9 protein-coding genes are annotated in these 10428 nt (G+C 71.6%); 7 read left to right on the plus strand and 2 right to left on the minus strand.

All coding sequences use genetic code 11. The features are described from left to right. Positions 1 to 42: 42 nt before the first annotated feature. Positions 43 to 1272 (minus strand): DUF349 domain-containing protein, encoded by a 1230-nt coding sequence (locus ACFU7Y_RS30940; protein ID WP_224281761.1) that lies wholly within the window; start codon positions 1270 to 1272, stop codon positions 43 to 45. 265 nt (positions 1273 to 1537) lie between these two features. After that, positions 1538 to 2380 (minus strand): peptidylprolyl isomerase, encoded by an 843-nt coding sequence (locus ACFU7Y_RS30945; protein WP_224281763.1) that lies wholly within the window; start codon positions 2378 to 2380, stop codon positions 1538 to 1540. A gap of 249 nt (positions 2381 to 2629) precedes the next feature. On the opposite strand from ACFU7Y_RS30945, the gene ACFU7Y_RS30950 reads away from it, so the two are divergent. From ACFU7Y_RS30950 to rpsD, 7 genes are all read left to right on the plus strand, one after another. After that, positions 2630 to 3337, plus strand: coding sequence for an MBL fold metallo-hydrolase (locus ACFU7Y_RS30950; protein ID WP_074002379.1), 708 nt, complete (start codon positions 2630 to 2632; stop codon positions 3335 to 3337). 11 nt (positions 3338 to 3348) lie between these two features. After that, positions 3349 to 4611, plus strand: coding sequence for a histidine--tRNA ligase (hisS, locus tag ACFU7Y_RS30955; RefSeq protein WP_224281764.1), 1263 nt, complete (start codon positions 3349 to 3351; stop codon positions 4609 to 4611). Then, positions 4608 to 6398 (plus strand): aspartate--tRNA ligase, encoded by a 1791-nt coding sequence (gene aspS / locus ACFU7Y_RS30960; protein WP_224281765.1) that lies wholly within the window; start codon positions 4608 to 4610, stop codon positions 6396 to 6398. The genes hisS and aspS overlap by 4 nt, the downstream gene beginning before the upstream one ends. A gap of 95 nt (positions 6399 to 6493) precedes the next feature. After that, a complete protein-coding gene (locus ACFU7Y_RS30965) occupies positions 6494 to 7000 on the plus strand; it encodes a GNAT family N-acetyltransferase (protein WP_380770378.1) in 507 nt (168 codons plus the stop codon). A 138-nt stretch (positions 7001 to 7138) separates the two neighbouring features. Then, on the plus strand, positions 7139 to 7957 hold the full coding sequence (ppk2, locus tag ACFU7Y_RS30970) for a polyphosphate kinase 2 (protein ID WP_224282413.1): 819 nt from the start codon (positions 7139 to 7141) through the stop codon (positions 7955 to 7957). Positions 7958 to 8011: 54 nt separating this feature from the next. Next, positions 8012 to 9442, plus strand: coding sequence for a replication-associated recombination protein A (locus ACFU7Y_RS30975; RefSeq protein WP_380770379.1), 1431 nt, complete (start codon positions 8012 to 8014; stop codon positions 9440 to 9442). A 318-nt stretch (positions 9443 to 9760) separates the two neighbouring features. Beyond that, entirely contained in the window at positions 9761 to 10375 is a 615-nt protein-coding gene (gene rpsD / locus ACFU7Y_RS30980) for a 30S ribosomal protein S4 (protein WP_270148363.1), read from the plus strand. Positions 10376 to 10428 lie beyond the last annotated feature (53 nt).

Raw genomic sequence — 10428 nt, forward strand, 5'->3', positions numbered from 1 at the left:
GAGCGATCCCGGGGGCCTTCGTCGTTCAGGGCGTCAGGACGGTCAGCCGCTGAACTCCTCCTGGCTCTTGTGCGCCTGCTCCAGCAGGGTCTGCACGCCGGCCAGCTCGGACTCCAGCTTGGCCGCCCTGGAGGCGTTGCCGGCCGCGCGGGCCTTGTCCAGGTCGGCCTGGATCTTGTCGGCCTTCGCCTGGAACAGGCCCACCATGCCGGCCGCGCGGGCCTTGGCCTCCGGGTTGGAGCGCTTCCACTCGGCGTCCTCGGCCTCGCGGATGGCCCGCTCGACCGCGTTCAGCCGGCCGTCCAGCTTCGGACGGACCTCGCGCGGCACGTGCCCGATCGCCTCCCAGCGCTCGTTGACCTCGCGCAGCGCGGCCTTGGCGGCCTTGAGGTCGGTGATCGGCAGGATCGCCTCGGCCTCGGTGGCCAGCGCCTCCTTGAGCTTCTGGTTGGCCACCTGCTCGGCGTCCCGCTCGCTGAACACCGCGGAGCGGGCCTGGAAGAAGACGTCCTGGGCGCCGCGGAACCGCGCCCACAGCTCGTCCTCGATGTCCCGCTGGGCCCGGCCGGCGGCCTTCCAGCGCGCCATCAGGTCGCGGTAGGCGGCCGCGGTGCTGCCCCACTCCGTGGACGAGGACAGCGCCTCGGCCTCGGCGACCAGCGCCTCCTTGGTCTGCCGGGCCTTGTCGCGCTCGGCGTCCAGGGTGGCGAAGTGCGCCTTGCGGTGCTTGGAGAAGACCGAGCGGGCGTGCGAGAAGCGGTGCCACAGCTCGTCGTCGCTCTTGCGGTCCAGCCGCGGCAGGCCCTTCCAGGTGTCCACCAGGGCGCGCAGCCGGTCCCCGGCCTCCCGCCACTGGGTGGACTCGGCGAGCTTCTCGGCCTCGGCGACCAGGGCCTCCTTGGCCCCACGGGCCTCGTCCTGGGCCTTGGCGCGGGCGGCCTTGCGCTCCTCGCGCCGGCTCTCGATCTCGCCGGCGAGCGTGTCCAGCCGCTTCGCCAGGGACTCCAGGTCGCCGACCGCGTGCCCCTCGACCACCTGGGCGCGCAGGTGCTCCAGCGCGGTCTGGGCGTCCTTGGCGGCCAGGTCGGTGGTGCGCACCCGCTTCTCCAGCAGGCCGATCTCCACCTCGATGCCCTGGTACTTGCGCTCGAAGTAGGCGAGGGCCTCCTCGGGCGAGCCGGCCTGCCAGGAACCGACGACGCGTTCACCGTCGGCCGTCCTGACGTAGACCGTGCCCTGCTCGTCCACACGGCCCCACGGGTCGCTGCTCATAGCGCGTCCTCCACATGACGTCGCGCCCGCGCCGGGGCGGCGCGCGTCCGTCGTCCACAGTTGATGTGCGACGGACCGAAAGAGTCCGCCGTCCCCGTCCGCCGTGCCTTGCTGCCGAGGGTGACGGCTAGGCGGGTCCGGGCACCCTATACAACGCCAACATAGGCGACCAGGACCGGTGCTGTCCGCATCCGGGCCGGGCGATTTCGGTCCGGGGCCGTTCGGGAGCGGCGCGCAGGCCACTCACAGACGGCCCCGGAGTCGGTCAACCCTTCGCCACCGTAACGGAGTTGAAGGTGACGTCGGCCATCGGGTGGCCGTCCGACGAGCCCTCCAGGGTGCCCGCGGCGGCGATCTTCTGCACCACGTCCAGGCCACCGGTGACCTTGCCGAAGGGGGTGTAGTTCGGCGGCAGCTTGGTGTCCTTGTAGACCAGGAAGAACTGGCTGCCGTTGGTGCCCGGGCCGGAGTTGGCCATCGCCACGGTGCCGGCCGGGTAGGTCGCGCCGCTCAGGTTCTCGTCCGCGAACTTGTAGCCGGGGCCGCCGGAGCCGCCCGGGACGGTCGCGCTGGCCGTCGGGTCGCCGCACTGGAGCACGTAGATGCCGTCGGTGGTGAGGCGGTGGCACTTGGTGTGGTCGAAGTACTGCTCGCCGGCCAGGAACGCGAAGGAGTTCACGGTGTGCGGGGCCTTGGCCGCGTCCAGGGCGATCGTCACCTTGCCGCAGGTGCTGTCCAGCGTCATGGCGTACGAACCGCTCGGGTCGATCGTCATGGGCGGCTCGGCCTGCCACTGCTTGCCGTTGGGCGCGCCCGGCGCCGGGGCGGCGCAGCCCTCGACCGGCTTGCGGGTCGGGGTGGTCGGCTCCCCGGCGTCGGTCGGCACGGCGCTCTTCGCGGCCGAGGCCTTCTTGTCGCCCTTGTCGTCCGAGCTGAACGCGCCGGTGGCGATCAGGGTGCCACCGCCGGCCAGCAGCACGACGGCGAGCGAGGCGCCCAGGATCGTGTTGCGCCGCCTGCGCGCGGCCTGGGCCGCGACCCGGCGCTCCAACTGGCGCTCGTACTTCTCTCGGGCGAGCTGCCGCCGCCGCTGTTCGCTGCTGACCACCGGCCGTGTCTCCTACGGATGTGCGGGAAAAGTGGATGGATTCCGGAGCGGATCATCGCATCCCTCGGCGGCCAAGTGTAGGGACCGGGCCTGTAAGAACACGGTGAACCTGCCGGGCCGCGGCGCCCCGTCACCCCTGTCTGGTTCGCAACCGGACCCGCGGCGCCGGTAGGCTGCACCTACATCACCACTGGCAGCATCACCACTGGCAGCCGCCGCAGCCGACCGCCGCACACCCGAAGGACGCGCGTGTTCATCGCCGGATTCCCCGCTGGAGCCTGGGGCACCAACTGCTACCTGGTCGCTCCGGCGGCGGGCGAGGAGTGCGTCATCGTCGATCCGGGCCACCAGGCGGCCCGCGGCGTCGAGGAAATGGTCCGCGAGCACCGGCTGAAGCCCGTCGCCGTGCTGCTCACCCACGGCCACATCGACCACGTGGCCTCGGTGGTCCCGGTCTGCGGCGCCCGCGGCGTCCCGGCCTGGATCCACCCCGAGGACCGGTACATGATGTCCGACCCGGAGAAGGCGCTCGGCCGCTCCCTGGGCACCCAGCTGATGGGCGAGCTCACCGTCGGCGAGCCCGACGACGTGCGCGAGCTCACCGACGGCAGCGTGCTGGAGCTGGCCGGCCTGAAGCTCACCGTGGACCACGCCCCGGGCCATACCGGGGGGTCGGTGACCTTCCGGACGCCCGGTGCCGAGGACCTCCCCCCGGTGCTCTTCTCGGGCGACCTGCTGTTCGCCGGCTCCATAGGGCGTACCGACCTCCCGGGCGGGGACAGCGAGGCGATCATGAACTCGCTGGCCCGGGTGTGCCTGCCCCTCGACGACTCCACCGTGGTCCTCTCCGGCCACGGCGGTCAGACCACCATCGGCCGCGAGCGCGCCACCAACCCCTACCTCCGACAGGCAGCAGGGGCGGCGGGCGCCCCGGCTTTCCCGCGACGAGGAATGTGACGGAAGAGAAGTTGAGCACCTTCACCGCCCCCAAGGGCACCTACGACCTGCTGCCCCCCGGCTCCGCGACCTTCCTGGCGATCCGCGACCGGCTCTCCGAGCCGTCCCGCCGGGCCGGTTACGGATACATCGAGACCCCGGTCTTCGAGGACGTGAAGCTGTTCTCCCGCGGCGTCGGCGAGTCCACCGACATCGTCACCAAGGAGATGTACACCCTCACCACCAAGGGCGGCGACGAGCTCGCGCTGCGCCCCGAGGGCACCGCGCCGGTGCTGCGCGCCGCCCTCCAGGCCAACCTGCACAAGCAGGGCAACCTGCCGGTCAAGCTCTGGTACTCCGCCTCGTACTACCGCTACGAGCGTGCCCAGAAGGGCCGCTACCGCCAGTTCTCCCAGGTCGGTGCCGAGGCGATCGGGGCCGAGGACCCGGCGCTGGACGCCGAGCTGATCATCCTGGCCGACGACGCGTTCCGCTCGCTCGGCGTGCGGAACTACTCGCTGCTGCTCAACAGCCTCGGCGACAAGCAGTGCCGCCCGGTCTACCGCGCCGCCCTGATCGAGTTCCTGGCCGGCCTGGACCTGGACGAGGACACCCGTCGCCGCGCCGAGATCAACCCGCTGCGCGTCCTCGACGACAAGCGCGAGTCGGTGCAGGCCCAGCTGGTCGACGCCCCGATGCTGCGCGACTACCTGTGCGAGGACTGCAAGGCGTACGACGAGAAGGTCCGCGAGCTGCTCACCGCGGCGGGCGTGGACTTCGTGGACGACCCCAAGCTGGTGCGCGGCCTGGACTACTACACCCGCACCACCTTCGAGTTCGTGCACAACGGCCTCGGCGCCCAGTCCGCGATCGGCGGCGGCGGCCGCTACGACGGCCTGTCCGAGATGATCGGCGGCCCGGCGCTGCCGTCCGTCGGCTGGGCGCTCGGCGTGGACCGCACCTACCTCGCGATGGAGGCCGAGGGGGTCACCCTCGACCTTCCGGCCGCCACCTCCGTCTACGCCGTCGCGCTCGGCGAGGAGGCCAAGAACATCCTGTTCGCCAAGGTGATCGAGCTGCGCCGGGCCGGCGTGGCCACCGACCTCGCCTTCGGCGTCAAGAGCATCAAGAACGCCATGAAGTCCGCCGACCGGTCCGGCGCCCGCTTCGCCCTGATCGCCGGGGACCGGGACCTCGCCGAGGGCGTCGTCCAGCTCAAGGAACTGAGCACCGGCGAGCAGACCCCCGTCGCCCTCGACGCACTCGTCACCACCCTGAAGGAGAAGCAGCTGTGATCCGCACGCACGACGCGGGCACGCTCCGCCCGGAGCACGCAGGCACCACCGTCACCCTGGCCGGCTGGGTCGCCCGCCGCCGCGACCACGGCGGCGTCGCCTTCATCGACCTGCGCGACGCCTCCGGCACCGTGCAGATCGTGGTCCGCGACCTCGACTCGGTGCACGGCCTGCGCGCCGAGTACTGCGTCAAGGTCGTCGGCGACGTCCGGGTCCGCCCCGAGGGCAACGAGAACCCGGACATCCCGACCGGTGCGGTCGAGGTCGTCGTCAGCGGGATCGAGGTGCTCTCCGAGGCCGCCCCGCTGCCCTTCCCGGTCGCCGAGTACGAGCCGGGCACGGTCAACGAGGAGGTCCGGCTGCGCTACCGCTACCTGGACCTGCGCCGCGAGGGCCCGGCCAAGGGCCTGCGGCTGCGCTCCAAGGTCAACAACATCATCCGCCGGGTGATGGAGGAGAACGACTTCCTCGACATCGAGACGCCGTACCTCACCCGCTCCACCCCCGAGGGCGCCCGCGACTTCCTGGTCCCGGTCCGCCTCCAGCCCGGCCACTGGTACGCCCTGCCGCAGTCGCCCCAGCTGTTCAAGCAGCTGCTGATGGTGGCCGGCATGGAGCGCTACTACCAGATCGCCCGCTGCTTCCGCGACGAGGACTTCCGCGCCGACCGGCAGCCGGAGTTCACCCAGCTGGACATCGAGGCCTCGTTCGTCGACCAGGAGGACATCCTGGCCCTCGGCGAGAAGATCGTCGGTGCCATCTGGCGCGAGGTGCACGGCTACGAGATCCCCGACCCGCTGCCGCGGATGACCTACGCGGACGCCATGGGCCGCTACGGCTCGGACAAGCCGGACGTCCGCTTCGGCCAGGAACTCACCGACCTGACCGAGTACTTCAAGGGCACCGACTTCCGCGTCTTCCAGGCCCCGTACGTCGGCGCCGTGGTCATGCCCGGCGGCGCCTCGCAGCCGCGCAAGCAGCTGGACGCCTGGCAGGACTGGGCCAAGGCGCGCGGCGCCAAGGGCCTGGCGTACGTCCTCATCGACGCCGAGACCGGCGAGCTGCGCGGCCCGGTCGCCAAGAACCTCTCCGAGGAGCACCTGGCCGGCCTCGCCGCCGCCGCGGGCGCCAAGAACGGCGACGCGATCTTCTTCGCGGCCGGCAAGGAGCGCGCCTCGCAGGAGCTGCTCGGCGCCGCCCGTCTGGAGATCGGCCGCCGCTGCGAGCTGATCGACGAGTCCAAGTGGGCCTTCCTCTGGGTCGTCGACTTCCCGATGTTCGAGCCGATCGAGGACGACAAGGGCCAGTTCCAGGGCTGGCACGCGGTGCACCACCCGTTCACCGCCCCGACCGCGGAGTCGCTGGCCACCTTCGACACCGACCCGGGCTCGGCGCTGTCCAACGCCTACGACCTGGTCCTCAACGGCTCGGAGCTGGGCGGCGGTTCGATCCGTATCCACCAGCGCGACGTGCAGAAGCGGGCGTTCGACGCGATCGGCCTCTCCGAGGAGGAGGCGGCCTCGCAGTTCGGCTTCCTGCTGGACGCCTTCAACTACGGCCCGCCGCCGCACGGCGGTGTCGCCTTCGGGCTGGACCGGATCGTCACCCTGCTGGGCGGGTACGACACCATCCGGGACGTCATCGCCTTCCCGAAGACGTCCACCGGCGGCGACCCGCTGACCGGCGCCCCGACCCCGATCACCCCGGCGCAGCGCCGCGAGGCCGGCGTGGACGCCCAGCCCAAGGTCCGCGAGGACGCCAAGGGCGAGGCTCAGCCCAAGTCCTGACGCTGCGTCATCCGCTAACCTGCAACGGCCCCGGACGGCCCACCTGCCGTCCGGGGCCGGTCCACAACGGTGTGCGACACAGGGAGGGTTGACTCATGAAGGTCACAACGAGAGTCGAATGTCCGCAGGACGCCCCGGCGACCAGACGCGTCCACATGGCCGCGTTCCCCGGTCCGGACGAGGCGGACCTGGTGGACGCGCTGCGCCGCGACCCGGCCTGGCTGCCCGGCCTGTCCGTGGTCGCGATCGACGAGGCGGGGCTGGTGATCGGGCACGCACTGCTGACCCGGCTGCGGGTCGGCGGCGGCAAGGGGCTGGCGCTCGCGCCGGTCGCGGTGGCGCCCGAGTGGCAGCGCCGGGGCGTCGGCGAGCTGGTCGTCCGGGCCGCGCTGGCGGCGGCCGAGGACGCGGGCGAGAAGCTCGTGGTCGTCCTCGGCGACCCGGAGTACTACGCGCGGTTCGGCTTCGCGCCGGCCGGGCGGCACGCGGTCACCGGCCCGTTCGAGGTGCCGGAGGCGTACTTCCAGGCGCTGCCGCTGGCGGCGTACGACGGCGGCCCGCGCGGGCTCTGCCGCTACCCCGAGCCCTTCGTCGCGGTCTAGGGCCGACGTTCCCTCCCGCCCGGTTCCGATCGCGGTCTCGACCCGTTCCTCTCCGATCTGCCCGCTCCGACCTGCGAATTCGCCGTGCTGCGCCTACGGTGAGTGTGCATCAGCATCAGCCGGACGGAGGATCAGAGGGTGGCGCAGGAGCAGCGGACCGCGAAGCCGAAGCAGTTGGCGAGGAGGCCGTACGAGCGGGAGCTGCTGCGGCTGCAGCAGGAGCTGGTGAAGCTCCAGGAGTGGGTGCGGGCCGAGGGCGCCCGGCTGGTGGTGGTCTTCGAAGGACGTGACGCCGCGGGCAAGGGCGGAGCGATCAAGCGGGTGACGGAGTACCTGAACCCGCGCATCGCCCGGGTCGCGGCGCTGCCCACGCCGACCGAGCGGCAGAAGACCCAGTGGTACTTCCAGCGGTACGTCGAGCACCTGCCGGCGGCCGGGGAGATCGTGCTGTTCGACCGCAGCTGGTACAACCGCGCCGGGGTCGAGCGGGTGATGGGCTTCTGCACCGACGAGGAGTACTGGCAGTTCCTGCACCAGTGCCCGACCTTCGAGCGGATGCTGATCGAGGCGGGCATCCTGCTGCGCAAGTACTGGTTCTCGGTGAGCGACACCGAGCAGGAACGGCGGTTCCGGGACCGGCTGGAGGACCCGATGAAGCGCTGGAAGCTCTCCCCGATGGACGTCGAGTCGATCACCCGCTGGGAGGACTACTCGCGGGCCAAGGACGAGATGTTCATCCACACCGACATCCCGGACTCGCCCTGGCACGTGGTGGAGAGCGACGACAAGCGCCGGGCCCGGATCAACATGATCGCCCACCTGCTGTCCACCGTGCCGTACCAGGAGATCGGGGCGCCGCAGATCAAACTGCCGCGCCGCCCGGCCTCGCGCGGCTACCAGCGGCCCCCGCGCGACCTGCAGAAGTACGTCCCGGACCGCGCCGCCGGGCTGGAGTAGGGCGCTTCCCGTGGGTCTTGGCGGGCTGTCCGGGGCCTCGCATAGGCTTCCGGTGTGGACGAACCGGACCTCTTCACCGCCGCAGCCGAGGAACGCCAGACCAGGGAGCCCGGCCGGGCGCCGCTGGCCGTACGGATGCGTCCGCGCACCCTGGACGAGGTGGCCGGGCAGCGGCAGCTGCTGAAGCCCGGCTCGCCGCTGCGCCGGCTGGTCGGGGGCTCGCGCGGTCCGGCCGCGACCAGCTCGGTGATCCTCTGGGGGCCGCCCGGCACCGGCAAGACCACCCTGGCGCACGTGATCAGCCAGGCGGTCGAGGGCCGCTTCGTGGAGCTGTCCGCGATCACCGCCGGGGTCAAGGAGGTCCGGGCGGTGATCGACGGCGCCCGGCGGGCGGTCGGGATGTCCGGCCGGGAGACGGTGCTCTTCCTGGACGAGATCCACCGCTTCTCCAAGGCCCAGCAGGACTCACTGCTGCCGGCCGTGGAGAACCGCTGGGTCACCCTGATCGCGGCGACCACGGAGAACCCGTACTTCTCGGTGATCTCCCCGCTGCTGTCCCGCTCGCTGCTGCTCACCCTGGAGTCGCTGACCGACGAGGACATCCGGGCGCTGCTGCGCCGCGCGGTGACCGACGAGCGCGGTCTGGAGGGCGCGCTGGAGCTGTCCGCGGAGGCCGAGGACCACCTGGTGCGGCTGGCCGGCGGGGACGCCCGGCGGGCGCTCACCACGCTGGAGGCGGCGGCCGGGGCGGCACTGGAGAAGGGCGAGTCCAGCATCACGCTGGCCACCACCGAGACGGCGGTCAACCAGGCGGCGGTGCGCTACGACAAGGACGGCGACCAGCACTACGACGTGGCGAGCGCGCTGATCAAGTCGATCCGCGGCAGCGACGTGGACGCCACCCTGCACTACCTGGCCCGGATGATCGAGGCGGGGGAGGACCCGCGCTTCATCGCCCGCCGGCTGATGATCTCGGCCAGCGAGGACGTCGGCCTGGCGGATCCGACGGCCCTTCAGACGGCGGTGGCGGCGGCCCAGGCGGTGGCCCTGATCGGCTTCCCGGAGGCCCGGATCATCCTCTCCCAGGCGGCCATCGCGCTGGCCCTGGCACCCAAGTCCAACGCCGCCTACCTGGCGATCGACGCGGCGCTGGCGGACGTCCGGCAGGGCCTGGCCGGCGCCGTCCCGTCCCACCTGCGGGACGCGCACTACGGCGGCGCGGGCAAGCTGGGCCACGGCAAGGGCTACCGGTACCCGCACGACCTGCCGGAGGGCATCGCCGCCCAGCAGTACGCGCCGGACGCGGTGCACGGCAAGGAGTACTACCAGCCGACCAGGCGCGGCGGCGAGGCCCGGTACGCGGACGTGGTGGAGTGGACGCGCGGGCGGCTGCGGGGGGAGCGCAGGGTGGAGAAGAAGGCCGGGAAGGCGCCGGAGAAGCCGGAGCAGAAGACCGCGGAGCAGCCCGGGGAAAAGGGCGAGTGATCCACCGGTATACTGCATGGGAGTGCCATGCCCCGGGACGGCGGCGGGGGAGACCCCACCGACCGGCCGCACCAGCGGGGCATCGGCGGTAGGCCTCCTCCGGGAGGCCCGCACCAGGAGCGTCGCGCACCGTTTCGGTGTCGCGTGCAGCCCACCAGCCTCGGTTCGGTGGGCCACACGCGCGCTTGCACTTTGTGCCCGGCTCCGGAGAGCGGCTGATCCCTTCGCGCAGGCGGCGGGGTTTTCTCCGGGTCGCGACATGCGACCTCCGTCAACACCTGGTGAAAGCCGTATTCGTAAGCAAGGAAGGTTTGGTTCATGGCGAACCAGAAGCGTCCCAAGGTCAAGATCGCGCGCGCGCTCGGTGTGCCGCTGACCCCGAAGTCCGTCAAGTACTTCGAGGCCCGCCCGTACCCGCCCGGCCAGCACGGCCGTGGCCGCAAGCAGAACTCGGACTACAAGGTCCGTCTGCTCGAGAAGCAGCGTCTTCGCGCCCAGTACGACCTGAGCGAGAAGCAGCTGTCGCGCGCGTTCGACCGCGCCAAGAAGGCCGAGGGCAAGACCGGTGAGGCGCTCGTCGCCGAGCTGGAGACCCGTCTGGACTCGCTGGTGCTGCGTTCGGGCATCGCCCGCACCATCTACCAGGCCCGCCAGATGGTCGTCCACGGCCACATCGAGGTCAACGGTGGCAAGGTCAACAAGCCGTCGTTCCAGATGAAGCCGGGCTACGTGGTGACCGTCCGCGAGCGCAGCAAGGAGAAGGTCCCCTTCCAGGTCGCCCGTGAGGGTGGCTACGCGGGTGAGGGCCAGACCCCGAAGTACCTCGAGGTCAACCTGAAGGCCCTGGCCTTCCGCCTGGACCGTGCGCCGCAGCGCAAGGAGGTCCCGGTGATCTGTGACGAGCAGCTGGTCGTCGAGTACTACTCGCGCTGACCCGGTTCCGCTCTTCGCGACACCACGAGCGAGCCCCCGCCGCCTTTCGAGGC

It is taken from the genome of Kitasatospora sp. NPDC057542 (assembly GCF_042801945.1).
GTDB lineage: Bacteria > Actinomycetota > Actinomycetes > Streptomycetales > Streptomycetaceae > Kitasatospora.

Coding starts and splice junctions, on each gene's coding strand:
- ACFU7Y_RS30965 (WP_380770378.1), top strand. CDS start 6,494: ATGAAGGTCACAACGAGAGTCGAATGTCCGCAGGACGCCCCGGCGACC.
- ACFU7Y_RS30940 (WP_224281761.1), bottom strand. CDS start 1,272: ATGAGCAGCGACCCGTGGGGCCGTGTGGACGAGCAGGGCACGGTCTAC.
- rpsD (WP_270148363.1), top strand. CDS start 9,761: ATGGCGAACCAGAAGCGTCCCAAGGTCAAGATCGCGCGCGCGCTCGGT.